This is a genomic window from Rhodococcus sp. P3_B8, from assembly GCF_056402775.1.
Genome location: NZ_JBFUGT010000091.1, coordinates 1 through 24,155 on the forward strand (window position 1 = coordinate 1; position 24,155 = coordinate 24,155).

Consider the following 24,155-nt stretch of genomic DNA (forward strand, 5'->3'; position numbering starts at 1 on the left):
GCACTGCGCTTGCCGCCCTCGGCCGTTTCCGGAATAGGACGAAGTGGTTGAATGTTGCAATAGGTTCATGCAAATGCATGGAGTTCTGGCGCGAGAGGAACAGCTATGCAGTTCGGAATCTTCACCGTCGGCGACGTGACACCCGATCCCACCACCGGCCGCACCCCCACCGAGCACGAGCGCATCAAGGCGATGACGACCATCGCCAAGCATGCGGAGGATGTCGGGCTCGACGTGTTCGCCACCGGCGAGCACCACAACCCGCCGTTCGTGCCGTCCTCCCCGACCACCATGCTCGGCTACCTCGCAGCGCAGACCGAGAAGATCATCCTGTCGACGTCCACGACGCTGATCACCACCAACGACCCGGTGAAGATCGCCGAGGACTACGCGATGCTGCAGCACCTCGCGGAGGGCCGGGTGGATCTCATGATGGGTCGCGGAAACACGGCCCCCGTCTACCCGTGGTTCGGTCAGGACATCCGCCAGGGGATTCCGCTGGCGCTCGAGCACTACCGGCTGCTGCGCCGGCTGTGGGACGAGGACGTCGTGGACTGGCAGGGACAGTTCCGCACCCCGCTGCAGGGCTTCACGTCCACGCCGCGTCCGCTCGACGGCATCCCGCCCTTCGTGTGGCACGGCTCGATCCGCAGTCCGGAGATCGCCGAAATCGCGGCGTTCCACGGTGACGGCTTCTTCGCCAACAACATCTTCTGGCCGAAGGAGCATTACATCGCCCTGATCAACCTCTACCGCGAGCGGTACGAGCACTACGGTCACGGCCGCGCGGACCAGGCGATCGTCGGACTGGGCGGGCAGGTGTTCATGCGCAGGAACGCCAAGGACGCCGTCGACGAGTTCCGGCCCTACTTCGACAACGCCCCCGTCTACGGCCACGGGCCGAGCCTCGAGGACTTCACCGAGCAGACCCCGCTGACCGTCGGCACACCGGAGCAGGTGATCGAGAAGACCCTGGCGTTCGCCGACTTCTTCGGCGACTACCAGCGGCAGTTGTTCCTCGTCGACCATGCGGGACTACCCCTGAAGACGGTGCTCGAGCAGCTGGATCTGCTCGGCGGCGAGGTCGTGCCCGTGCTGCGCAGGGAATTCGCTGCCCGGCGACCTGCCGGCGTGCCGGACAACCCGCCGACGCACGCGTCGATGAAGGCCGATCGCGAGCCGGTCGATGCCGCCCGTCAGTAGGACCGAACGCGCGGCCGAGGCGTGGGAGGCACTCTTCCGCGCCCAGGTCGCGGTGATGCGCAACCTCGCCGCCGACGACGTGTGGGACGAGGTGAGCATGCGCGAATACGACGTGCTGTTCACCCTCGCCCGGGCACCCGGACACAGACTGCGCCTGCACGATCTCAATCGGGAGATCCTGCTCAGCCAACCGTCGCTGAGCCGGCTCGTCGAGCGACTGGCCCGGTCCGGATTCGTCACGCGGGAGTGCGATCCCGGCGACCGCCGGGGGACCGTCGTCGCTTTGACGGACGAGGGTGCTCGTGTGCAGAAGTCCGTCGGACGCAGGCACGCGGCGAGCATCCGGCGGCACGTCGGCCCGGCACTGTCCGACGACGAACTCGACACACTCACCGAACTCTGCGCGAAACTGCGCGGCGCACAGGACTGACGGAAGGCACGATGGAACAGTGAGCAATCTGGAGACGAATTCGGTGGAAGAGCGGTGCGAGTCGCACCCCGACGGCGGGGGCATCCAGGTGCTCGGCGCGCGCGAGGTTCCGCTCGGCGGTCCCCGCGCGATGCCGGTGCGGCGCACCCTCCCGCAGCGGGAGCGGTCGCTGATCGGAGCCTGGTGCTTCGCCGACCACTACGGTCCGGACGAAGTCGGGAACACGGGCGGGATGAACGTTCCGCCGCACCCGCACACCGGACTGCAGACGGTGAGCTGGCTGTTCACCGGCGAGATCGAACACCGCGACAGCATCGGTTCGCACGCGATGGTGCGTCCCGGTGAGGTCAACCTGATGACCGCGGGTCGGGGGATCGCGCACTCCGAGGTCTCGACCCCGCAGACGCGCATCCTGCACGGCGCGCAGCTGTGGGTGGCGTTGCCGGCGTCGGCGCAGGACGCGGATCCGGCGTTCGAGACGTACGCACCCGACCCGGTCGAACTGGACGGCGCGACCGTGCGGGTGTTCCTCGGCAGCACGGCGGGCTCCACCTCGCCGGTCCGCACGTTCACGCCGCTGCTCGGCGCGGAGATCCTCCTGGAGCCGGGCGCCGACGTCACCCTCGACATCCAGCGCGGCTTCGAGGTCGGGGTGCTCGTCGACGAGGGTGAGGTGCAGCTGCGCGGGACCACGCTGCGGTGGGCGGAACTCGGCTATCAGCCGCCCGGGGAATCGCTGGTGGCGCTGCGCAACACGGGCGGGACCCGGGCCCGGCTGCTGCTGCTCGGTGGTGAGCCGCTGGGCGAACAGGTGATCATGTGGTGGAATTTCCTCGGCCGTAGCCACGAGGACATCGTCGGCTACCGCCGCGAGTGGCAGTCCGAGCTCCGGGGCTCGGTGCCCGCCGACCCCCGGTTCGGCACGGTCGAGGGTTACGACGGCGATCCGCTGCCCGCACCGGAACTGCCGAACAGCCGGCTGAAACCGCGCGGCTGAGACGTCGGCGAATCAGTAGCTGGTCATCGACGTGTTGGCGCCRCAGAGCACCACACAGAGCGGCTTGTCGTCGGCGGGGGCGAGCTGTCCGGTGACGATCGCGGCGAGCGCGGCGGCAGTGCCGTGCTCGACGACGATCCGGAACTCCTCCCACAGCAGTGTTCGCGCGTCGATGAGGGCGTCGTCGTCGACGATCAGGCTGGACACGGGGCGCGACCGGACGGTGTCCCAGGCGATGGAACCGATCTTGGTGGCGCCCAGGGAATCGCCGGCGATGCTGTCGATGTCGATGTCCACGGGCTGCCGGGCGGCGACCGCGGAGTGCAGCGTCGCCGCTCCGCTCGGTTCCACGCCGTAGATGCTGTCGTCCTCGCCGCTGCCTGCGACGACACCGGAGAGCAGTCCGCCGCCGCCGACGGCGATCACGTAGGACAGCGGCTCGGCGACGTCGTCCTGGATCTCGAGGGCGATGGTGCCCGCCCCGGCGACGATGTCGGGGAGATCGTAGGCGTGCAGGGCGAGGGCGTTCGACGACGTCGCGAGTTCGTCCGCGTACTCGGCCGCCTCGGCGTATCGGGCACCGACCTTGCGCACGTCCGCGCCGAGCGCGATCAGCTTGTCGATCTTGACGTCGGGTGCCGTGACGGGGACGACCACCGTGCACTTCACGCCCCGCAGCCGCGACGCCCAAGCCGCGCCGATCGCGGCGTTCCCGCCGGACGCGATGACGACACCCGCATCGTCGAGCCGCCCGTCCTCCTCTGCGTGGAGCAGCGCGTTGAGGCTGCCCCGCACCTTGAACGAGCCACCGTACTGCAGGAACTCGAGTTTGAAGATCACCGGTACGGCGCCGCGCACGGTGGGGACGGTGGCACGGAACGTGGGTGTCCGGCGGATCAGGCCGGTGATGCGCTCACGCGCCCTGTCCACGGATGCGCGGTCGACGGATTCAGCCATGGTCCCATCGTTCCATCCCGTGCGGCCGCGACTACCGCGGCTGCTTGACCGTCGCCGTGCCTTGGGCGGCGGCGCACAGTACCTCCGAGCCGTCGTCCTGCACCGCGTAGATGTCGCACCGGCACAACGCCTGCCGCCGGGTCGACGCGTCGGCTCGGGCGTCCGCCCGCAGCAGCACGCCCTGGGCGGGGCGGAGGTAGGTGATCGTGAAGCCCGCGGTCATGATGTTCGCGCCGAGTACGGTGCCCGCGGCGAACGTCAGAGCGTTGTCGGCGGCGTACGACAGGACGCCGCCGTGCACGAAGCCGTTCTGTTGCCGCAGTTCGTCCCGGACGGGGATCTCGAGGGTGGCGCCACCCTCGCCGAACTGGGTCATGCGGGCGCCGACCAGCATGCTGAACGGCTGGGCCGCCAGCACGGCCTGCGCGGTGTCGGCGGTGAGTGCGACGTCCACTGTCATGCCTCTACTCCTGGTTCCGTAGCGAATTCCACGCGGCGCGCGCCAGTTCGGGCGCCACCGCGGTGGGGTCGGTGGTCATGGCGCCCGCGAGCCACTGGCGGGAGTACTCCTGGGCCGGGCCCAGCCACAACGCGTAGAGCACGTCGAAGTCGAACCGGCGGACCGTTCCGTAGTGTTCGTGGACCCGCCACCAGTGGGTGACGTCGCGGAAGAACGCCGCGTTGGTGGAATCGGCCCGCCCGTCGATGCCCGGGGGCCGGGGCGCGGCGAGGATGGTGGCCCGCTGCGGGTTGCCGGACACCCACTGCAGGTGGCGGACGACAGCGCCTTCCACCCCGGACCGCGCATCGGCGCATTCCGAGAGCACGGCCCGGAATCCGTCCTGATAGTCGGCGAGAGCGCGCAACCAGACCTGGAGGTACAGCTCTTCCTTGTTCGGGAAGTGGTGGTAGACGGCTCCCACACTGACACCGGCCTCGTGCCGGATGTCGGCGAGCCGCGTCGCGAGGACGCCACGGCGGGCGAAGTGGCCCTCCGCCGCATCCAGCAACAGACTTTGAATCGGCACATACCGAATATAGTTCGGTCATGGTCGCGGGGGAAGCGAGTTCGCAGGTTTACGGCGAAGGGCGACGTCGTTCCTGGGACGATGAGGACGTGCGCAACCCGCGACAGCCCCGACGGATCACGCCCCGAACGGGACGTCTGGTGTCCCCGCCGCCTCGCCCGCTCCGACGCCCGGGTCCGCCGCCCACGCAACTCCACGAGTTCGAGGCCGCCGGCCTCCTCGACGGACTCAGCGGATCGGATCGCTCTGCGCGCATGGGGGTCCTGAACACCCTGATCGAGGACGGGGTGTCGATCGACGAACTCCGCGCCGCCTCGCGGACCAATCGGCTCGCGCACCTGCTGCTCGAGCACGCGCTGGCGCCGAAGGGCCGGTACGGCATCGACGAGATCTCCGAGAAGACCGGCGTCACCGTGGAGGATGCCCGTCGGTGGTTCCGGGCGATCGGCCGGGGTGCGTCGGAGGACGGGACGTTCTACGACGACGGCGACCTCGACCTCGCGCGCGGACTCAAGCAGTACCGGGATCTGGGGCTCGACGAGAGCGGAATCTTCGCGGCCGCCCGGGTCCTCGGCCGCAACCTCTGGACGGTCGCCGACGCCGCGGACGCGCTCCTGCAGGAGCGGCTCGAGGCGACGCGCGATCACCCCGAGGTGGCCCTGCGGTATGCGGTGGAGGTGCGGCGCATAGCGGATTTCGAGGCGCAGATCCTGGCTCATCTCATCGCCACCACTCTGCGCCACCAACTGCGCTCCGATGCGGTGGGTATCGCCAGGGACTCGAACCTGCAGGTTCGGGGGGCGCAGGAGATCGGCGTCTGTTTCGCCGACCTCGTCGGATTCACGCTGCTCGGTGAGCAGGTGGCGCCCGCCGATCTGGGGCGGGTGGCCGAGCGGCTCGATGGGATGGCCACCGATCTGGTGCTTCCGCCGGTGCGTCTGGTGAAGACGATCGGCGACGCCGTCATGTTGGTCTCGGCCGATCCCAACGCGCTGGCGTACACCGCGCTCGACCTCGTGCAGGCCGCCCGCGCCGAGGGGCTTCCGCCGCTGCGGGCCGGGATCGCCTGGGGCACAGCCGTGCCGAGCGCGGGCGACTGGTTCGGCAGGCCCGTGAACATGGCCAGCCGCGTCGTCGCGGTCGCGCCGTCTCACGAGGTGGTCGTGACCGGCGAGTTCTACGACGAACTCGACACCGACGAGTTCTGGGGCGAACCGGCGGGCAGTCACCGGCTCAAGGGGATCGACGTCCCCCAGGAGCTGTTCGGGATCGGCCGCCGATCCGTCGCCTGAGCGGCGCGGCTCCGAAAACGTGTCGTACCCCCGCGATATCGTCATGGCACAGCTCACAGAAGCACATCGAGTGAGGCGCATCATGACTGGCGATTCGGGCGCAGACTGGCATTTCTACGCGGTGGTCGAAACCGCGGTGGACGGCGGTCACACGCTCGCCGCGTTCGGGCCGCGACCCACGGCGCTCGACGCGCTCCGGCTTGCCGTGCATTCGGTCAACCACACCGCGTATTCGGTTCTGGAACAGGGCATCGCGGGTGATCCGCGTGCCGAGGCGAGCGTCGTCGAGCGGTTGCCGATCACGTCGTTCACGATCAGGCGGCACAGCCGCAGCACGAGTGAGCTCGACGTCCGCTGGATGCTGAACGGCGGCAGGCATCACCGGCAGGGCTACCGCGGTTCCGTCGTGAGGTAGTACTCGAGCACCGGCCCGACCCAGCGCATCAGCTGCTCGTGCGTCATGTTCGCCACGGGCGGCACCCGGAGTACGTAGCGGGAGAAGGCGAGTCCGAGGACCTGCGACCCGACGAGGGCCGCGCGTTCGTCCGGGCGGTCCGCCGTGACCACGGCCAGCGCGGGCGCTACCTGGCGGGCGAAGACCTGCAACATCGCCTCGGCGGCCCGCGGGCTGCTCGCGGCCGCGCGGAGCAGGGGGAGGAACGCGCCGTCGTTCTCCCACACCGCGAAGAAGCGCGGCATGAGCACGGCCGCGAGGTCCTTCGCGGGAACGTCGTGGAGGTCGGGCAGGTGCAGATCGAATTCGGCGGCCTCGGCGAACAGTGATTCCTTGTTGCCGAAGTACCGGACCACCAGTGCGGGGTCGACGCCCACATCGGACGCGACGGCGCGCATCGTCGTGCGTTCGTAGCCGTCGGTGCCGAATCGGGCGCGGGCGGCGTCGAGTATCGCGGCGCGGGTGGCGACGGCGGAGCGGGCGCGGCGGTCGGGCATTCCCAGAGTGTAAGTCAACAGCTGTTGACCTCGCGCGGGGATGCGCCTACCGTGGAAGTCAACGGTTGTTGACTTAGTCGGGACACTTTCGATCGGAGGCAACGTCATGACGCACATCGACGTGGTGGTGATCGGCGCGGGACCCACCGGATGCATGCTCGCGGGAGAGCTGGCGGCGGCGGGCCGATCGGTGACGGTGCTGGACAAGCGCGCCGCACCGTCCACCCTCAGCCGCGCATTCGGCGTCCACGCCCGCACCCTCGAACTGCTCGACGCCCGCGGACTCGCGGACCGGCTCGTCGCCACCGGCGCCGCCTCGCCGGGTCTGAAGCTGTGGCGCGGTGCAGCGCTGAACCTCGGACGCCTGCGGTCCCGGTTCCCGTTCGTCCTCGTCACCCCGCAGCGGAACGTCGACACCCTCCTGGAGGAACACGCCCGGGACCGCGGCGCCGACATCATCCGCGGGTTCACCGTGACCGGGGTGGAGCAGGACGGGAACGGCGTCCGTGTTCACGGCCACCACAGTTCGGGACGCGACAGCACGTTCCACGCGATGTATGCGGTCGGTGCGGACGGCGCGCACAGCGCGGTCCGGACGATGATCGGGCAACCGTTCCCCGGCAAGGCCGTGCTGCGGTCGATCATGCTCGCCGACGTCGAACTCGAGAACCCACCCGACAATCTCGTGACCGTCAACGCCGTCCGCGGCGGATTCGCGTTCATCGCACCATACGGCGACAACCTGTTTCGCGTGATCGCCTGGAACCGGCGGCATCAGGTGGACGACACCGCGCCCGTGGATCGGGAGGAACTGCGCAGCACCATCGAGGTCGCCATGGGCACGGACTACGGCCTCGGCGGCGTGCGCTGGCAGTCGCGTTTCCACAGCGACGAACGGCAGGTCCCGCAGTATCGGACGGGTCGGGTGTTTCTCGCCGGCGATGCAGCCCACGTGCATTCGCCTGCCGGTGGGCAGGGAATGAACACCGGCATTCAGGACGCCGTCAATCTCGGCTGGAAACTCGCGGCCGTCCTGGACGGCGCGGACGACGCGGTTCTCGACACGTACCACTCCGAGCGGCACCCGGTGGGACGGCTGGTTCTGCGGTCGAGCGGTGCCACGATGCGCATGATGATCGTCCGGCCGTGGATCCTCCGGAAGCTCCGGAACAGGGCAGTGGCGGCGCTTCTCTCCTTCCCGCCGATCGGCGACGCGATCGCCCGGATGTTCTCGGGGATCGGAATCGGGTACGGCCACGCCGCCGGTGAGAGCACCCTGGTCGGCCGACGTGCCGAGGACCTGCCCACCGACGGCGGACGGCTGTACGAGGTGATGCGCTCGGGCGGTTTCGTCCTGGTCACCGCGCCCGGGGCTCCCGTCCCGGGCGGTGTCCACGCGGTGACCCGGACCGACGAGGGCCCCGCACTGCTCGTGCGTCCCGACGGCTACATCGCCTGGGCGGGCGACAGTGCGTCCGGCCGGTGGCGGGACGCCCTGGAACGGTGGACGGCCCGCACGTCGAACGGTGCCCGGCCGGTCAGCCGGTGACGTCCGAACGGCTGTTGAACGCCTGCGCTCGCAGGTCTCGGGCGAGATGATCCCGTTGCTCGAGCACCAGCCGTCGTAGCGCGGCGGGCGCATCGGCGTTGGTATCGAGCCATCCGTCCGCCGCGTCGAGTGTGGGCTCGGACGGGAACAGCCCGACCACGATCCGCCGCGCGATTTCGATACTGCGCTCCTCCCACACCGAGCGGATCGAGGCGAAGTAGTCGGCGGCGTAACCCTCGACGAGGTCGTGCCGGGCGCCTGCGCGGAACCCGGCGATGATCGCCCCGAGATGTTCGTTGGACAGTGTGCGGTCGTGGAAGATCGATTCCCAGGCCTTCGCCTTCACGTCCGGGTCCGGTCGCGAGAAACTCGCCCGCAAGTACGCGGTGCGACCGGAACCGGTGTCGTCGCGGCGCAGCTCCCCGTCGAGGTCCGCGTCGTCGGCGTGTCCGGTGGCGGCGAGCGCGCCCCAGAATCCCCAGCGCAGATCCGGGTCGAGCGACAGCCCGGTCGGTACCGACCCGCCGGACTCGAGAATCGATCGGATGCCGGCCGCGCGACTGCCGTCCATCGCCGCTGCGCCGGCAACCGCGCGTGCCCAGGCGAGTTGGCTTCCCGAAGCCGGCGGGGCGTCCCACAACGCGCGCCAGGTGTGCTCGAGCCAGTCGAGACGGGCGGTGTCGCGCGACGTCACGGGGAGGAAGTGCTCGATCGCATAGGGGGCGTTGGCCTGCACCGACGTGAGGAGGGTCAGATGCGACTCCGCCGGTGAGAACCGCTGGGCCATCAACAGATACCGCGTGGCACCCAGTTCGCTGTCGCGGGTCGCGTTCCACAGCGACGACCAGATCAGGCCCCGCGCCAGCGGGTCGCGCAGCCGGTCGAGCGACGTCTCGACGGTGGTCAGCGATCGGTCGTCCAGCCGTACCTTCGCGTACGTCAGGTCGGCGTCGTTGAGCAACACGAGCGGCGCGTCGGCGAGGTCGATCGGGGTGCGGGCGTCGGTGAGGTCGACCTCGACCCGCTGCACGCACACGAGGTCGCCGGTCCCGTCGAAGTCGTAGCGCCCGACGCCGAGCCGGTGCGGACGCGGATCGGTCTGCACGATCGCGGCGCGCCCGTCGGCGCCGCGCTGCAGGCTCAGTGCGGACACGCCGGTGGTCTGCAGCCAGGCGCGCGCCCAGCTCGTCAGATCCCGGCCCGACGTCGCCGACAGTTCCGTCAGCAGATCCGTCAGGGTGGTGTTCCCGAAGGCGTGGGCGCGGAAGTAGCGGCGTGCCCCCTCGAAGAACGCATCACGCCCGGCGTACGCGACGAGTTGCTTGAGGACGCTGGCGCCCTTGGCGTACGTGATGCCGTCGAAGTTCAGTTTCGCGGCCTCGAGGTCGAGGATGTCCGCGACGATCGGATGCGTCGTCGGCAACTGGTCCTGCAGGTACGCCCATGCCTTGCGACGGTTGGCGAAGGCCACCCACGCGCCGGTCCACCGGGTGGCCTCCGCGTTGGCCAGTGCGCCCATGTAGTCGGCGAACGATTCCTTGAGCCACAGGTCGTCCCACCACACCATCGTGACGAGGTCGCCGAACCACATGTGGGCCATCTCGTGCAGGATCGTGTTTGCCCGGCCCTCGTACTGGGAGTCGGTGGCGGCGCCGCGGAACACGTACGCCTCGGTGAATGTCACACAGCCGGGGTTCTCCATGGCGCCGAGGTTGTACTCGGGGACGAACACCTGGTCGTACTTGCCGAACGGGTAGGGGTAATCGAAACCGTCGGTGAAGAACCCCAGCCCCTGCCGGGTGATCTCGAAGATCGTGTCCGCGTCGAGGTACTGCGCAAGCGAGGCGCGGCACAGGACGCCCAGCGGGATCGGGACGTCGCCGCCACTCCATTCCGAGTCGACCCGGTGGTAGGGCCCGGCCACGACCGTGGTGATGTAGGTGGAGATCGGCAGTGTCGGGGCGAACGTGACCACCTGGCCGCCGGCGGTGTCTTCCCGTTCGGCGACCTGCTGGTTGGAGACCACCTCCCACTCGCGCGGCGCGGTGACGACGAACGTGAACGGCGCCTTCAGGTCCGGCTGTTCGAAGCACGCGAACACCCGCCGCGCGTCCGCCGGTTCGTACTGCGTGTAGAGGTACGTCTGCCCGTCCGCCGGGTCGAGAAACCGGTGCAGACCCTCACCGGAACGGCTGTACTCGCCCCGGGCGGCGACGGTCACGACGTTGGATTCACGCAGCCCGGACACCGCGATGCGGGCGCCGTCGTAGTCGACGGGGACGTCGGCGCCGTTGACCGTCGCCGACTCCACATCGGCGCCGAGGAAGTCGAGCCAAGTCGTGGACGTGCGGGCGGCGAACTCGACGGTCGTGGTGGTCGCGAACGTCCCGGCCTCCGGGTCGACGGCGCCGAGTACGTCCAGTTCCACCCGATAGCCGAGAACGTCGATCACACGGGAACGTTCGGCGGTTTCGGCTCGGGTCAGGTTCGCGGTGCTCACGCGTCGATCCTGCCAGCCCGGACCGCCGGCCGTGCCGCTACCGGTTGCTCAGGACGGAGCCGACGCCGGCCGCGACGACGAGCGCGATCGCGGCCAGCGACTGCAGTCCGAGGACCTGCCCGAGCACGATCACCCCGGCGAGGGTCGCGGCCGCCGGCTCCAGCGCGATGAGCACGGCGAACACCTTCTTGCTCATCACCTGCAGCGCCCGTAGCTCGAGCGAGTACGGAATCACCGAGGACAGCAGGGCCACCGCCGCACCGACGGCCAGGATTCGGGGGTCGAACAGTGCGGTGCCGCCGGACACCGCGCCGAGCGGAAGCGTCAGGGCCGCCGCGACGATGCTCGCCCCGGCGAGGCCGTCCGCGCTGGGAACCGTGGCCGCGAGGTTCGAGCCGGCGACGATGTAGCCGGCCCACGCCGCGCCTGCGGTGAGCGCGAAACACACCCCCACGAGGTCGAGGGACTCGGTGCCCGAGTTCTCGCGCAGGCCGAGCATGACCACGCCGGTCAGCGCTGCCAGCACCCACACACCGTCCCGCAGTCTTCGCGACAGCACGGCGGCGAGGGTGAGCGGACCCAGGAATTCGATGGTGACGGCGGTGCCGAGTGGGAGCCGCGCGAGGGCCTCGTAGAACGCCGAATTCATCACGGCGAGCGCCACTCCGAGTGCGAGGATGCCCTCGCGCTGCGTTCGTGTCCACCGTCGCCACCGCGGCCGCACGATCACCCCGAGGATGATCGCCGCGATCGTCAGTCGCAGCGACACCGCACCACTGGCGCCCACTTCCTCGAACAGGGTGCTCGCGAAGGCGGCGCCGAACTGGACGGAGAGCACCGATCCGAGGACCGAGACGACGGGAAGAAGCTGACTGCGCGGCTCGGCTGTCACCGGTGTGCGATGCCCGGGTTCACTGGCCGGTGAAGTTGGGGCTGCGGCGATCGAGCATCGCACCGACCGCCTCGTGATGGTCCGCGGTGTGATGGGCGAGCGACTGCATGGCCGCCGACAGTTCGAGGAGGCTCTCGAGGCTCTGGTGACGGCCTTCGCGCAGCAGCTTCTTGGTCATCCGCAGCACCTGCGGCGGATTGACCGCCACCCGGTCGGCGAGCGCCCGTGCCGCGCCGAGGAGTTCTTCGGGTTCGGTGACCTGCGAGACGAGTCCCCACTCCAGGGCTTTCGCGGCGTCGATCGCGTCGCCGGTGAACGCCATCTCGCTGGCCCGCGCCATCCCGACGGCCTGCGGCAGGAACCAGGCGCCGCCGTCGCCGGGAACGAGTCCGACCTTGACGAAGCTCTCCGCGAACACGGCGGCCGTGGAGGCGATCCGCATGTCGCACATCAGCGACAGGTCGCATCCGGCGCCGATCGCGGGTCCGTTGACGGCGGCGATGGTTGGCACCTCGCAGTGGTAGAGGGCCAGCGGGATGCGCTGGATCCCGTGCCGGTAACCCTGTCGCAGGTCGGCGGGGGAGCCACCGAACATTCCGGCGCGGTCGCGCATGTGCTTGACGTTGCCGCCGGAGGAGAACGCCGAACCCGCACCGGTGACGATCGCGACGCGCACGCTGGGATCACCGTTGACGTCGGCCACCGCATTCTCGAGCGCCTCGATCACGTCCGGCTCGGAGATCGGGTTGCGCGCCTCCGGACGGTTGAGCGTCCAGGTGACGATGTCGCCTTCGCGGGTGGTGAGCACGGCGTCGGTCATGGACGACTCCCTCGGGTGTGAGCGCGGATTCGAGACCGTCCCAGTCTGTCATTGCGCTCAGATGCCGGTGCGCCGTACCAGTGCGTCGGTGGCGGACGGCGCGAACGTGCCGAGCACCCGGAACAGTTCGGCGTAACTGGGGAGCAGTTCGATCGGCCGGGTGCGCACGGCGGTGACGAACCATTCCGCCGCCTGCTCGGGCGTCAGGGCTGCCATCGCGTCGTAGTCCGCGGTGGGTGCGATCATCGGCGTCCGGACCAAGGGAAAGTCCAGGGTGCTCACGGAGATTCCGCGGTCGCGCAGTTCGGCGCCCAGGCTCCGGCCGAACGCGCCGACGGCTGCCTTGGACGCGTGGTAGGCGGAGAACTTGGGCATGACGCCGGCAGGTACGCCCCACGTCGCGACGTTGATGATGTGGCCCTTGCGGCGCTCGATCATCGACGGGAGCAACGCGAGGGTCAGCCGCGTCGAGCCGAAGTAGTTGACGGCCATGGTGCGTTCGAAGTCGTGGAAGCGGTCCAGCGAGTCCTCGACCGTCCGCCGGATCGAGCGTCCGGCGTTGTTGACGAGAACGTCGACGGGGCCGATCTCCCCGAGCACCTGCGCGACGAGGGCGTCGACGGACTCCGGGTTCGTGAGGTCGCAGGGGACGGCGTGCGCGTCGCAACCGGACCGCAGGATGTCGTCGCGCACGGACTCGAGGGCGTCGGAGCCGCGGRCCACGAGGACCACCTCCGCGCCGAGGGCGGCGAGCCGGCGTGCGGCCGCTTCCCCGACCCCCGAGGAACCACCGGTGACGAGGATCCGTTTCCCGGCGATGCGGTGGCCGGTTCCCGGTACGACTCGGGCGGCCAGTGCGCGCGGGGAGGGGAGTGGGTTGAGCGCGGCATGGGTGAGCAACTGTCGTATCACGTGACCAGCGTGGCAGCTCGCCGGACGATCCGCAGCCAAATAACAATCAATCGTGCTTGCTTTTTTATCGGGCCGGTGTGATGCTGGTCGCATGGCTGAACTGCAGAGGTTCATCGACGACTTGTGCGCCGAGAGCGATTCACTGGATGCMCTGGTCGCCGACCTCCCCGACTCCCGCTGGGCCGATCCGACACCGGCCGAGGGCTGGACCATCGCCCACCAGATCGGACATCTGCTGTGGACCGACGAGGCCGCCCTCCTGGCGATCACCGACCCCGACGGCTTCACCGAGCAACTCGCGGTGGCCGCCTCGAACCCGGCCGGCTTCGTCGATGCCGGCGCCGAGGAGCACGCCCGCAGGGAACCCACGGAACTGCTCGCCGCCTGGCGCTCGGCCCGGGCTCGACTCGCGGAGGCCCTCCTGGCGGTGCCGCCGGGACAGAAGATCCTCTGGTACGGCCCGCCGATGAAGGCGGCCTCGATGGCCACCGCCCGCCTGATGGAGACGTGGGCGCACGGTCAGGACGTCGCCGACGCGCTCTCGGTGCCGCGCACACCCACCGAGCGGTTGAAGAGCATCGCCCACCTCGGTGTCCGCACCCGCGACTTCGCCTACGTCGTCAACGAACTCGCCCCACCCGCGGAGGAGTTCCGCGTCGAACTCACCGCCCCCGACGGAGTGTCCGTCTGGACATGGGGCCCCGAGGATGCCGCGCAGAAGGTCACCGGGCCCGCCGAGGACTTCTGCCTTCTCGTCACGCAGCGCGCGAACCGGGCGGATCTCGCCCTCGAGGCCACCGGCGCGGATGCGGACGCGTGGCTGAACATCGCTCAGGCCTTCGCGGGCCCCGCGGGCGGCGGCCGTGAGGCGGGAACCCGATGACCGTGCGGATCGGCAACTGCTCCGGTTTCTACGGCGACCGCCTGTCGGCGATGCGCGAGATGCTCGAAGGCGGCGAGCTCGACTATCTGACCGGCGACTACCTCGCCGAACTCACCATGCTGATCCTCGGCCGCGACCGCATGAAGGACCCGAATCGCGGCTACGCCAAGACGTTCCTCCGTCAGGCGGAGGACTGCCTCGGGCTGGCCCTCGACAAGGGAGTCCGCATCGTCGCCAACGCCGGCGGCCTCAACCCGGGCGGTCTCGCGGACGCGTTGCGGGAGGTGAACGACAAGCTGGGGCTGCAGGCGACGATCGCCCACGTCGAAGGCGACGACCTGATCGGCCGGGCCGCCGAACTGGGCCTGGGCAGCCCGCTGACCGCCAACGCCTACCTCGGCGCGTGGGGCATCGTCGAATGCCTGAATGCCGGTGCCGACGTCGTCGTCACCGGGCGCGTCACCGACGCGTCCGTCATCGTCGGCCCGGCCGCCGCGCACTTCGGCTGGCAGCGAGACGCTTTCGACCAGCTCGCCGGCGCCGTGGTGGCGGGGCACGTCATCGAGTGCGGCACCCAGGCGACGGGCGGCAACTACGCGTTCTTCACCGAGATCGACGACCTCGACCGTCCCGGATTCCCGATCGCCGAGATCGACTCGGACGGATCGTCCGTCATCACCAAGCACCCCGGGACCGGCGGCGCCGTGAACGTCGGCACCGTCACCGCGCAGTTGCTGTACGAGATCACCGGTGGCCGCTACGCCGGTCCCGACGTGACCGCGCGGATCGACTCCGCCGCACTGTCGCAGGACGGACCCGACCGCGTGCGCATCAGTGGCGTCGTCGGGGAGGCACCGCCGCCGCAGCTCAAGGTGTCGCTGAACACGCTCGCGGGATTCCGCAACGAGGCCGTGTTCGTCCTCACCGGCCTCGACATCGAGGCCAAGGCTGCCCTGGTGAAACGGCAGCTCGAGGGGTGGCTTCCCACGCGGCCGGCCGAACTCGACTGGTCGCTCGCCCGCACCGATCACCCGGACGCCGACACCGAGGAGGCCGCGAGCGCGCTGCTGCGCTGCGTGGTCCGGGATTCCGACGCCAACGCGGTCGGACGCGGATTCTCCTCCGTCGCAGTCGAAATGGCACTGGCGAGCTACCCGGGATTCACGCTGACGGCGCCGCCCGGGCAGGGGCAGCCCTACGGCGTGTTCACCCCGGGATACGTGTACGCCAAGGAGGTGCCGCACGTCGCGGTGCTGCCGGACGGAACGCGCGTCGACATCGAACCCGCCACCGACGTCCGGGAACTCGAGGACGTCGCAGAACCCGCGCTCCCGGAGCCGCGGGGCGCCGAACCCACGGTCCGGGTGGCGCTCGGCACCGTTGCCGGAGCGCGCAGTGGGGACAAGGGCGGCAACGCGAACGTCGGTGTGTGGGTGCGTACCGCCGAACAGTGGCGGTGGCTGGCCCACGCCCTGACCGTCGACGAAGTCAAGCGCCTCCTCCCGGAGGCCGCCGACCTCACCGTCACGAGATATGTGCTGCCGAAACTGCGCGCCGTCAACTTCGTGATCGAGGGAATCCTCGGGCAGGGCGTCGCGTCCCAGGCCCGGTTCGACCCGCAGGCCAAGGGTCTCGGCGAATGGCTGAGATCCCGGCACCTCGACATACCGGAAGCACTCCTTCCCGAAGGGACAACGTTGTGAGCGTGTGGGACACACCCGAGCGGCAGGAACTGCGCAAGACGGTGCGCAGCTTCGTCGAACGACAGATACTGCCGCACCTGGACGAGTGGGAACGCGACGGCGAACTGCCCCGCGCGCTGCACCGGGAGGCCGCCGAGCTGGGGCTCCTCGGCGCCGGCTTCCCCGAATCCGTCGGAGGCGAGGGCGGTGACCTCGTCGACGCGGTACTGATCTGCGAGGAATTCCACCAGGCGGGTGCATCGGGTGGCGCGTTCGCTTCCCTGTTCACGTCGGGAATCGCGCTGCCGCACCTCGCGGCGGCCGGTGACCCGGAGCAGATCGAGAAGTGGGTCCGCCCCACCCTGCGCGGCGAGCTCATCGGCTCGCTCGCCATCACCGAACCCGGCGGCGGTTCCGACGTCGGGCATCTGCGGACCACGGCGGTCCGCGACGGCGACCACTACGTCGTCAACGGGTCCAAGACGTTCATCACCTCCGCCGTGCGGGCCGACTTCGTGGTCACCGCCGTCCGCACCGGCGGCCCCGGCGCATCCGGGGTCTCCCTGCTCGTGATCGAGAAGGGCACAACGGGATTCGAGGTGGCACGCAAACTCGACAAGATGGGCTGGCGTGCGTCGGACACGGCCGAGTTGTCGTTCGTCGACGCCCGGGTGCCCGCCGCAAATCTGGTCGGCGAGGAGAACAGCGGGTTCGCGCAGATCGCCCAGGCGTTTCTCACCGAGCGCATCGCCCTCGCCGCGCAGGCCTATTCGAGCGCGCAACGGTGCCTCGACCTCACACTGCAGTGGGTGCGCGACCGCGAGACGTTCGGCCGTCCGCTGATCAGCAGGCAGTCGGTGCAGAACACGGTCACGGAGATGGCGCGCAAGACCGACGTGGCCCGCGTCTACACCAGAGCGCTGGTGGAGCGTTCGCTCGTGTCGAACGAGGACTTCATCGCGGAGGTCTGCTTCGCGAAGAACACCGCCGTCGAGTCGGGCGAATGGGTGGCCAACCAGGCCGTCCAGCTGTTCGGCGGCCTCGGCTACATGCGGGAGAGCGAAGTGGAACGGCAGTACCGCGACATGCGCATCCTCGGGATCGGTGGCGGTACCACCGAGATCCTGACGGGGCTCGCGGCCAAGCGATTGGGGTATCAGTCATGACCACGTTGAAGTCCACGCTGGACACGAGTTCCGAAGAGTACGCCGCGGCGGCGAAGGCCATGACGGACAAGCTCACCGAGATCGACACCGAGCACGCCAAGGCGCTCGCTGGCGGCGGCGAGAAGTACACCGAGCGGCACAAGAAGCGCGGCAAGCTCCTCGCCCGGGAGCGCATCGAACTGCTCCTCGACCCCGACTCGCCGTTCCTCGAACTGTGCCCGCTCGCGGCGTGGGGCAGCGACTTCCCGGTCGGCGCCAGCACTGTCGTCGGTATCGGCGTGGTGGAGGGCGTCGAGTGCCTGATCGTCGCCAACGACCCGACGGTCCGCGGCGGCACCAGCAATCCGTGGACGTTGCGGAAGGGATTCCGCGCCAACGACATCGCCCGGCAGAACCGGCTCCCCGTCATCTCCCTCGTGGAATCCGGCGGCGCCGACCTTCCCACCCAGAAGGAAGTGTTCATCCCCGGTGGCCGCATGTTCCGCGACCTCACCCAGCTCTCCGCCGCGGGTATCCCGACCATCGCCCTCGTCTTCGGCAACTCGACGGCCGGCGGCGCGTACATCCCCGGCATGTCCGATCACGTCGTCATGATCAAGGAACGGTCCAAGGTGTTCCTCGCCGGACCGCCGCTCGTGAAGATGGCCACCGGTGAGGAATCCGACGACGAAACCCTCGGCGGCGCCGAGATGCATGCCCGCAAGTCCGGCCTCGCCGACTACTTCGCGGTCGACGAGCAGGACGCCATCCGGATCGGCCGCAGCATCGTCAAGCGCCTGAACTGGAAGAAGCAGGGTCCCGCGCCGCGGGCCGAGGTCATCGAACCGCTCGAGGACGCCGAGGAACTGCTCGGCATCGTCCCCGCCGACCTCAAGATCCCGTTCGATCCCCGCGAGGTGATCGCCCGCATCGTCGACGGCTCCGATTTCGACGAGTTCAAGCCGATGTACGGATCGTCACTCGTCACGGGCTGGGCCGAACTGCACGGATATCCGGTGGGCATCCTCGCCAACGCGCGCGGCGTGCTGTTCAGCGAGGAATCGCAGAAGGCCACCCAGTTCATCCAGCTGGCCAACCGGTCGCACACACCACTGTTGTTCCTGCACAACACGACCGGATACATGGTGGGCAAGGAGTACGAGGAGGGCGGGATGATCAAGCACGGGTCGATGATGATCAACGCCGTCTCCAACTCCACCGTCCCGCACATCTCGATCCTGCTCGGCGCGTCCTACGGCGCCGGCCACTACGGCATGTGCGGACGCGCATTCGATCCGCGCTTCTTGTTCGCCTGGCCCAGTTCCAAATCCGCCGTGATGGGTGGGGCGCAGCTGGCCGGTGTCATCTCCATTGTCAGCCGCGCCTCTGCCGAGGCCCGCGGGCAGGCGTTCGACGAAGAGGCCGACGCCGGCATGCGCGCCATGATCGAGAACCAGATCGAGGCGGAATCCGTGCCGATGTTCCTGTCCGGTCGCCTCTACGACGACGGCGTGATCGACCCGCGCGACACCCGAACCGTGGTGGGAATGTGCCTGTCGGCCATTGCCAACGCCCCGATCGAAGGCGCCGAGAACTTCGGCGTCTTCCGGATGTGAGGCCCGACATGATCCAGTCCGTACTGGTTGCCAATCGTGGTGAGATCGCCCGCCGCGTCTTCGCCACCTGCCGCCGCGCAGGCATCGGGACCGTCGCCGTGTTCTCGGACGCCGACGCCCTCAGCCCGCACGTCGCGGAGGCCGACACCGCGGTCCGGTTGCCGGGCAACAGTCCCGCCGACACGTACCTGCGCGGTGACCTCGTCATCGAGGCGGCACTGCTCGCCGGCGCCGATGCCATCCACCCCGGTTACGGGTTCCTCTCCGAGAACGCGGACTTCGCGCGCGCCGTCCACGACGCGGGGCTGACGTGGATCGGGCCGCCCGCGCCCGCCATCGAGATGATGGGTTCGAAGGTGGAGTCCAAGAAGATGATGGCCGCCGCCGGAGTTCCGGTGCTGGCCGAACTCGACCCGGGCGCCGTCACCGAAGCGGACCTGCCGGTGCTCGTCAAGGCGTCCGCAGGTGGCGGCGGACGCGGCATGCGTGTCGTGCGTGAGCTCGCGGACCTCCCGGAACAGCTGGAAGGCGCCCGCCGCGAAGCGCAGTCGGCGTTCGGCGACCCGACCGTGTTCTGCGAGCGATACCTGGAAACGGGCAGGCACATCGAGGTCCAGGTGATGGCCGACCGGCAGGGGACCGTCTGGGCGGTGGGGGAGCGTGAATGCTCCATCCAGCGTCGGCACCAGAAGGTGGTGGAAGAGGCGCCGTCACCGTTGGTCGAAGCCGTCCCCGGGATGCGCGAGCGACTGTTCGAGGCCGCCCGGCTCGCGGCGAAGGCCATCGACTACGAGGGCGCGGGAACGGTCGAGTTCCTGGCTTCCGGTCGAGCGGAGCGAGGGGGAGACGACCCGGACCAGGGTGACTTCTATTTCCTCGAGATGAACACCCGGCTGCAGGTGGAACACCCGGTCACCGAATGCACCACCGGCCTCGACCTCGTCGACCTGCAGTTACAGGTCGCTGCGGGGGGCAGCCTCGACCCCGAACCGCCCGCCGTGTCCGGCCATTCCATCGAAGTCCGGCTGTACGCCGAGGATCCGGCGCAGAACTGGCAGCCGCAGAGCGGACCGGTCCACCGCCTCGACCTGCCCGAGAACGCGGTCGAATTCGACGTCCTGCGCTCCCCGGGGATCCGCCTCGACTCCGGCGTGGTCGACGGATCCACCGTCGGCGTGCACTACGACCCGATGCTCGCGAAGGTCATCTCGTTCGCGCCCACCCGCACACAGGCGGCCACCCGGCTGGCCACGGCCCTGAGTCGTGCGCAGATCCACGGACTGCGCACCAACCGCGACCTCCTCGTCAACGTGCTCCGCCACCCGGCATTCCTCGCCGGCGACACGGACACCGCGTTCTTCGACACGCACGGGCTGGACGTGCTGGCCCGTCCGCTGGCCTCGGCCGACGCCGAGCGATTGTCGGCGCTGGCCGCCGCACTCGCGGACGCCGCGCACAACCGCGACGTCGCGACCGTGAACACCTCGCTGCCCAGCGGATGGCGGAACCTGGCGTCCGCACCGCAGAGCAAGACGTTCACGGGCGGAGGCGGTGACCTCGAGATCCGGTACCTGCTCACCCGGTACGGGCTGAAGGCCGAGGGCTTCGACGACGTCGCGCTCGTGTCGGCCACGGCGCGGCACGTCGCACTGGACGTCGCGGGGCTGCGCCGCTCGTTCGCGGTGTCCCGGTACGGGGACGACGTGTTCGTCGACTCCGCCCTGGGCCCGGTGAGCCTGCACGCCGCACCGCGATTCACCGATCCGAGCGCCGTCGTCGCCGAGGGGTCGCTGCTCGCGCCGATGCCGGGTTCCGTCATCCGCCTCGGCGCCGCGGCCGGCGACACCGTGACCGCCGGTCAGCCGATCGTGTGGCTCGAGGCTATGAAGATGGAACACACGATCAAGGCACCGGCCTCCGGTGTCCTCACCGAACTTTCCGTGACCGCCGGTCAGCAGGTCGACGTGGGAACGGTCCTTGCAGTAGTCGAAGCAGCGCAGCCTGGAGGAGAACTATGAGCTTCATCGAGACCGAAGAACAGAAGGAACTCCGCGCCTCCGTGTCGAGGCTCGGGGAGCGGTTCAACTACATCGACTACGTGCTGCCCCGGGCGCGGCGCAGCGAACCGCTGACCGAATTGTGGAACGAGGCGGGCAAACTCGGCTTCCTGGGCGTCAATCTCCCCGAGGAATACGGGGGCGGCGGGGCAGGCATCTACGAACTCGCCCTCGTTCAGGAAGAGCTCGCGGCCCACGGCGCCGGCCTCCTGCTGGTGGTCGTGTCGCCGGCCATCTGCGGCACGATCATCGGCAAGTACGGCACCGAGGAGCAGAAGCAGGCCTGGCTCCCCGGCCTCGCCGACGGTTCGAAGATCATGGCGTTCGGCATCACCGAGGCCGACGCGGGTTCGAACTCGCACCAGATCACGACCACCGCGCGTCGGGTCCGGTCGAGCGAAGCGAGGGGTGATGGTCAAGCTGAGGACTGGCTGCTGTCGGGGAACAAGATCTACATCTCCGGGGTCGACCAGGCCGACGCCGTGCTGATCGTCGCGCGGACCGAGGACTCGAAGACCGGCAAGCTGAAGCCTGCACTGTTCATCGTCCCCACCGACGCCGAGAACTTCGTGAAGACGCCGATGGAGATGGACATCGTCGAGCCCGACCACCAGTTCATGCTGTTCCTCGACGACGTCCGGCTGCCCGCCGACGCGCTCGTCGGCGAGGCCGACGCGGCGTTGATGCAGCTGTTCGCGGGTCTCAACCCCGAACGCATACTCGGCGCCGCCATGGCGATCGGCATGGGCCGGTACGCGCTGGACGCCGCGGTGCGGTTCGCGAAGGAACGCACGGTGTGGAAGGAGCCGATCGGCGCGCACCAGGGCATCTCGCATCCGCTGGCGCAGATCAAGATCGAACTCGAACTCGCCAAGCTGATGATGCAGAAGGCGGCCGTCCTCTACGACAGCGGCGACGACTTCGGCGCCGCCGAGGCCGCCAACATGRCCAAGTACGCCGCCGCCGAAGCCAGCATCAAGGCACTCGACCAGGCTGTCCAGACGCACGGTGGCGCGGGCCTGACAAAGGAATACGGTCTCGCGGCGATGCTCGGCGCGGCACGCATCGCCCGTGTGGCCCCGGTGAGCCGGGAAATGATCCTGAACTTCGTCTCCCAGCACTCGCTCGGGCTGCCGAAGTCGTACTGATGTCGAACGGACAGCACATGACCGACGTGGAAGCCGACCGGTACGTCCGCTACGAGGTGAACCGGGGGTTCGCCACCCTCACCCTCGATTCGCCCCACAACAGGAACGCGATCTCCGGCAGGCTCGTGGACGAACTGCTGCAGGGATTGCGGGACGCCGCCGCGGACAACGACGTCCGCGGCGTCGTCCTCACCCACACCGGCGGCACGTTCTGCGCCGGGGCGGATCTGAGTGAGACGTCCGGCGACGTCGGCTCGCGGACCCGGCAGATGGCCGACCTGCTGCGGGCCATCGTCGAGTTGCCGAAGCCGGTGATCGCCCGGATCGACGGTCACGTCAGGGCCGGGGGCATGGGCTTGGTCGGGGCCTGCGACATCGCCGTCGCCGGCCCGCGCAGCACGTTCGCGCTCACCGAGGTCCGGCTCGGACTTGCCGCGTCGATCATCTCGTTGACGGTGCTGCCGCGTATCGATTCGCGCGCGGCGAGCCGCTACCTCCTCACGGGCGAGAAGTTCGGTGCGCACGAGGCGGAGGCCGTCGGGCTGATCAGCGAGTCCGCCGAGGATCCCGAGGACACCGTCGAGGAGTTGCTGGACCAGTTGCGGCAGGCGTCGCCGCAGGGTCTGGCCGAATCGAAGACCCTGACGACGCGCAGTGTGCTCGCCGATTTCGACCGCTACACCGACGAGCTGACCGCCCAGTCGGCGAGGCTGTTCGAATCCGAGGAGGCGCGGGAGGGCATGATGGCGTTTCTGCAGAAGCGGCCGCCGAGATGGGCCTCCGGCCCCGTGCGTGGTTGACGAGTCTCTGGACTCGTCACCCGCTCACGGGCGCGCAGCGCGACGAGAGGAAGTGACACATGACCCGCGAACCGAAGCAGGACCGTAGCCGGGTCACGCGCGGGCATCTCCTCGAGGTCACCATCGACTGCCTCGCCGAGCTGGGCTGGGGTGCCACCACGGTGAGTCTCGTCGCCCAGCGCGCCGGCGTGTCCCGCGGCGCGACCCAGCACCATTTTCCCACCCGCGAAGACCTCATCACCGCGGCGCTCGAGGTCATGTTCGACGCGCGGATGGAGCAGGCCCGGCGCGAGGCCACCGATCTGCCGACCGGGGAGGGACGCACCGAGGCGGTGGTGTCGCGGCTCGTCGACTACTACACGGGCACCCTGTTCAAGGCGGCGCTGCAGGTCTGGACGGCCGCCGCCGCCGACCCCGAACTCCGGGCCCGGATCGTGCCGCTCGAGGAGCGGTTCGGGCGGGTCGCGCACCGCACCGCCGTCGAACACTTCGGGTTCGACGACGCCGACCCGGTGGCGCACCGGCTCGTCCAGGCCACCCTCGATCTCGCCCGCGGACTCGGTCTGGCCGACGTGCTCACGGACGACTCCAAACGACGGGCGGAGATCGTGCGGCAGTGGGCGGCGCAGCTGGATGCGGCGTTACCGTCCGGACAGCCGCGGAGCGGTAAATCGGTCGAGCCGCGGAGCCTCGACGTGGCCGTTCTCGACTGACCGGGCAAAGAGCGCGGGGATCGGTAGAGTCACCGACCATGGGCCGGAAATGGGGAGCGCTCGTCCTGATCGCCGTCGCGGCCGGTCTGGCCGGCTGTGGGGGAGACGGAGACGATTCCGGTACCGAACCCCCCGCGCAGCAACTCCCGCAGGTGACCGATCCGGGCCCGTTCTTCGGTCAGTGCGGTTCGGTCACCGACGACGAGGTGGCGAAGGCGTTCGGGATGCCGACCTTCACCGGCGTGACACGTAATTCCGTCGGCTGCGAGTGGGAAACCGCGGGAATAGGCGGTCCCAGCGTGACGTTCTCGTGGTACCGCGGCAGTCCCATCGGCCGCGAGCGGGCGGGTTCCGAGCTGATCGGCAGGCCTGCCACCGACATCGATATCCAGGGGCATCCCGGATTCATTGCGTCGTCCGAAGGAATTCTGTGCGAACTCGGTGTGGAGTTCGGGGGTGACTTCGTGCACTGGTCGGTGATGTACGCGGATGCRCAACCCGCGGCGGACCCGTGCACGGTGGCGCGCGATCTCGCCGAACTCAGCGTGTCGAGGGCCAAGTGAGCGGGGGAGTGATGAGC

The 24,155-nt window shown here is 69.3% G+C and carries 23 protein-coding genes; 15 read left to right on the forward strand and 8 right to left on the reverse strand.

Annotation, left to right across the window (positions count from 1 at the left end; all coding sequences use genetic code 11):
- The first annotated feature begins 105 nt into the window (after positions 1–105).
- Genes AC1D1G_RS24130 through AC1D1G_RS24140 form a run of 3 tightly spaced genes read left to right on the forward strand, consistent with a single transcriptional unit; the run spans position 106 to position 2,630 of the window.
- Positions 106–1,203, forward strand: coding sequence for an LLM class flavin-dependent oxidoreductase (locus AC1D1G_RS24130; RefSeq protein WP_477953977.1), 1,098 nt, complete (start codon positions 106–108; stop codon positions 1,201–1,203).
- Positions 1,187–1,633, forward strand: coding sequence for a MarR family winged helix-turn-helix transcriptional regulator (locus AC1D1G_RS24135; protein ID WP_283331070.1), 447 nt, complete (start codon positions 1,187–1,189; stop codon positions 1,631–1,633). The genes AC1D1G_RS24130 and AC1D1G_RS24135 overlap by 17 nt, the downstream gene beginning before the upstream one ends.
- Before the next feature lie 19 nt (positions 1,634–1,652).
- Positions 1,653–2,630, forward strand: coding sequence for a pirin family protein (locus AC1D1G_RS24140; protein ID WP_477953979.1), 978 nt, complete (start codon positions 1,653–1,655; stop codon positions 2,628–2,630).
- A gap of 12 nt (positions 2,631–2,642) precedes the next feature.
- Here AC1D1G_RS24140 and AC1D1G_RS24145 read toward each other — a convergent pair whose 3' ends face one another.
- The 3 genes from AC1D1G_RS24145 to AC1D1G_RS24155 are packed head-to-tail and all read right to left on the reverse strand — an operon-like array spanning position 2,643 to position 4,615.
- Entirely contained in the window at positions 2,643–3,587 is a 945-nt protein-coding gene (locus tag AC1D1G_RS24145; protein ID WP_105418824.1) for a serine/threonine dehydratase, read from the reverse strand.
- A 31-nt stretch (positions 3,588–3,618) separates the two neighbouring features.
- Complete coding sequence (locus AC1D1G_RS24150) at positions 3,619–4,047, reverse strand: PaaI family thioesterase (RefSeq protein WP_005258207.1); 429 nt, start codon at positions 4,045–4,047, stop codon at positions 3,619–3,621.
- Positions 4,048–4,051: 4 nt separating this feature from the next.
- Entirely contained in the window at positions 4,052–4,615 is a 564-nt protein-coding gene (locus tag AC1D1G_RS24155; RefSeq protein WP_283331072.1) for a TetR/AcrR family transcriptional regulator, read from the reverse strand.
- Positions 4,616–4,704: 89 nt separating this feature from the next.
- Between AC1D1G_RS24155 and AC1D1G_RS24160 the strand changes: the two genes are divergently transcribed.
- Entirely contained in the window at positions 4,705–5,907 is a 1,203-nt protein-coding gene (locus AC1D1G_RS24160) for an adenylate/guanylate cyclase domain-containing protein (RefSeq protein WP_283331307.1), read from the forward strand.
- Between the two features lie 82 nt (positions 5,908–5,989).
- A complete protein-coding gene (locus tag AC1D1G_RS24165; RefSeq protein WP_283331073.1) occupies positions 5,990–6,322 on the forward strand; it encodes a hypothetical protein in 333 nt (110 codons plus the stop codon).
- Here AC1D1G_RS24165 and AC1D1G_RS24170 read toward each other — a convergent pair.
- The gene (locus tag AC1D1G_RS24170) at positions 6,298–6,858 is read right to left on the reverse strand and encodes a TetR/AcrR family transcriptional regulator (protein WP_280779948.1); all 561 of its coding nucleotides are present in this window, start codon (positions 6,856–6,858) and stop codon (positions 6,298–6,300) included. The two genes, AC1D1G_RS24165 and AC1D1G_RS24170, sit on opposite strands and share 25 nt — an antisense overlap.
- A gap of 106 nt (positions 6,859–6,964) precedes the next feature.
- On the opposite strand from AC1D1G_RS24170, the gene AC1D1G_RS24175 reads away from it, so the two are divergent.
- Positions 6,965–8,407: an FAD-dependent oxidoreductase gene (locus AC1D1G_RS24175; RefSeq protein ID WP_477953980.1), complete on the forward strand. Its 1,443-nt coding sequence runs from the start codon at positions 6,965–6,967 to the stop codon at positions 8,405–8,407.
- Here AC1D1G_RS24175 and pepN read toward each other — a convergent pair.
- Genes pepN through AC1D1G_RS24195 form a run of 4 tightly spaced genes read right to left on the reverse strand, consistent with a single transcriptional unit; the run spans position 8,397 to position 13,645 of the window.
- A complete protein-coding gene (pepN, locus tag AC1D1G_RS24180; RefSeq protein ID WP_477953981.1) occupies positions 8,397–10,907 on the reverse strand; it encodes an aminopeptidase N in 2,511 nt (836 codons plus the stop codon). The two genes, AC1D1G_RS24175 and pepN, sit on opposite strands and share 11 nt — an antisense overlap.
- Positions 10,908–10,944: 37 nt before the next feature.
- Positions 10,945–11,799, reverse strand: a complete 855-nt coding sequence (locus tag AC1D1G_RS24185) for an EamA family transporter (protein WP_005252174.1) — start codon at positions 11,797–11,799, stop codon at positions 10,945–10,947.
- 19 nt (positions 11,800–11,818) lie between these two features.
- Positions 11,819–12,619 carry a crotonase/enoyl-CoA hydratase family protein gene (locus AC1D1G_RS24190; protein ID WP_005252176.1) on the reverse strand — a complete coding sequence of 267 codons (801 nt, stop codon included), beginning with the start codon at positions 12,617–12,619 and terminating at the stop codon, positions 11,819–11,821.
- Between the two features lie 57 nt (positions 12,620–12,676).
- Complete coding sequence (locus tag AC1D1G_RS24195) at positions 12,677–13,645, reverse strand: SDR family oxidoreductase (RefSeq protein ID WP_477953982.1); 969 nt, start codon at positions 13,643–13,645, stop codon at positions 12,677–12,679.
- Here AC1D1G_RS24195 and AC1D1G_RS24200 point away from each other — a divergent pair.
- From AC1D1G_RS24200 to AC1D1G_RS24240, 9 genes are read left to right on the forward strand one after another with little or no spacing between them, the layout of a single operon-like run.
- On the forward strand, positions 13,623–14,414 hold the full coding sequence (locus AC1D1G_RS24200) for a TIGR03084 family metal-binding protein (RefSeq protein ID WP_477953983.1): 792 nt from the start codon (positions 13,623–13,625) through the stop codon (positions 14,412–14,414). The two genes, AC1D1G_RS24195 and AC1D1G_RS24200, sit on opposite strands and share 23 nt — an antisense overlap.
- On the forward strand, positions 14,411–16,117 hold the full coding sequence (locus tag AC1D1G_RS24205; RefSeq protein WP_477953984.1) for an acyclic terpene utilization AtuA family protein: 1,707 nt from the start codon (positions 14,411–14,413) through the stop codon (positions 16,115–16,117). Before AC1D1G_RS24200 ends, AC1D1G_RS24205 begins: the two co-directional genes overlap by 4 nt.
- Complete coding sequence (locus tag AC1D1G_RS24210; protein WP_283352896.1) at positions 16,114–17,262, forward strand: acyl-CoA dehydrogenase family protein; 1,149 nt, start codon at positions 16,114–16,116, stop codon at positions 17,260–17,262. The genes AC1D1G_RS24205 and AC1D1G_RS24210 overlap by 4 nt, the downstream gene beginning before the upstream one ends.
- Positions 17,259–18,857 (forward strand): acyl-CoA carboxylase subunit beta, encoded by a 1,599-nt coding sequence (locus AC1D1G_RS24215; RefSeq protein ID WP_477953985.1) that lies wholly within the window; start codon positions 17,259–17,261, stop codon positions 18,855–18,857. The genes AC1D1G_RS24210 and AC1D1G_RS24215 overlap by 4 nt, the downstream gene beginning before the upstream one ends.
- Positions 18,858–18,865: 8 nt before the next feature.
- On the forward strand, positions 18,866–20,875 hold the full coding sequence (locus AC1D1G_RS24220; RefSeq protein ID WP_477953987.1) for an acetyl/propionyl/methylcrotonyl-CoA carboxylase subunit alpha: 2,010 nt from the start codon (positions 18,866–18,868) through the stop codon (positions 20,873–20,875).
- The gene (locus AC1D1G_RS24225) at positions 20,872–22,062 is read left to right on the forward strand and encodes an acyl-CoA dehydrogenase family protein (protein WP_477953988.1); all 1,191 of its coding nucleotides are present in this window, start codon (positions 20,872–20,874) and stop codon (positions 22,060–22,062) included. Before AC1D1G_RS24220 ends, AC1D1G_RS24225 begins: the two co-directional genes overlap by 4 nt.
- The gene (locus AC1D1G_RS24230; RefSeq protein ID WP_283331083.1) at positions 22,062–22,862 is read left to right on the forward strand and encodes an enoyl-CoA hydratase family protein; all 801 of its coding nucleotides are present in this window, start codon (positions 22,062–22,064) and stop codon (positions 22,860–22,862) included. Before AC1D1G_RS24225 ends, AC1D1G_RS24230 begins: the two co-directional genes overlap by 1 nt.
- 59 nt (positions 22,863–22,921) lie before the next feature.
- Positions 22,922–23,575: a TetR/AcrR family transcriptional regulator gene (locus AC1D1G_RS24235; protein ID WP_477953990.1), complete on the forward strand. Its 654-nt coding sequence runs from the start codon at positions 22,922–22,924 to the stop codon at positions 23,573–23,575.
- Positions 23,576–23,613: 38 nt separating this feature from the next.
- Positions 23,614–24,138, forward strand: a complete 525-nt coding sequence (locus AC1D1G_RS24240) for a DUF3558 domain-containing protein (RefSeq protein ID WP_477953992.1) — start codon at positions 23,614–23,616, stop codon at positions 24,136–24,138.
- Positions 24,139–24,155 lie beyond the last annotated feature (17 nt).

What these genes read in the sequence shown, in the direction of transcription:
- AC1D1G_RS24215 (WP_477953985.1), top strand. Translation starts at nt 17,259, where the DNA reads ATGACCACGTTGAAGTCCACGCTGGACACGAGTTCCGAAGAGTACGCC.
- AC1D1G_RS24205 (WP_477953984.1), top strand. Translation starts at nt 14,411, where the DNA reads ATGACCGTGCGGATCGGCAACTGCTCCGGTTTCTACGGCGACCGCCTG.
- AC1D1G_RS24220 (WP_477953987.1), top strand. Translation starts at nt 18,866, where the DNA reads ATGATCCAGTCCGTACTGGTTGCCAATCGTGGTGAGATCGCCCGCCGC.
- AC1D1G_RS24130 (WP_477953977.1), top strand. Translation starts at nt 106, where the DNA reads ATGCAGTTCGGAATCTTCACCGTCGGCGACGTGACACCCGATCCCACC.
- AC1D1G_RS24135 (WP_283331070.1), top strand. Translation starts at nt 1,187, where the DNA reads ATGCCGCCCGTCAGTAGGACCGAACGCGCGGCCGAGGCGTGGGAGGCA.
- AC1D1G_RS24170 (WP_280779948.1), bottom strand. Translation starts at nt 6,858, where the DNA reads ATGCCCGACCGCCGCGCCCGCTCCGCCGTCGCCACCCGCGCCGCGATA.
- AC1D1G_RS24175 (WP_477953980.1), top strand. Translation starts at nt 6,965, where the DNA reads ATGACGCACATCGACGTGGTGGTGATCGGCGCGGGACCCACCGGATGC.
- AC1D1G_RS24165 (WP_283331073.1), top strand. Translation starts at nt 5,990, where the DNA reads ATGACTGGCGATTCGGGCGCAGACTGGCATTTCTACGCGGTGGTCGAA.
- AC1D1G_RS24190 (WP_005252176.1), bottom strand. Translation starts at nt 12,619, where the DNA reads ATGACCGACGCCGTGCTCACCACCCGCGAAGGCGACATCGTCACCTGG.
- AC1D1G_RS24150 (WP_005258207.1), bottom strand. Translation starts at nt 4,047, where the DNA reads ATGACAGTGGACGTCGCACTCACCGCCGACACCGCGCAGGCCGTGCTG.
- AC1D1G_RS24235 (WP_477953990.1), top strand. Translation starts at nt 22,922, where the DNA reads ATGACCCGCGAACCGAAGCAGGACCGTAGCCGGGTCACGCGCGGGCAT.
- AC1D1G_RS24230 (WP_283331083.1), top strand. Translation starts at nt 22,062, where the DNA reads ATGTCGAACGGACAGCACATGACCGACGTGGAAGCCGACCGGTACGTC.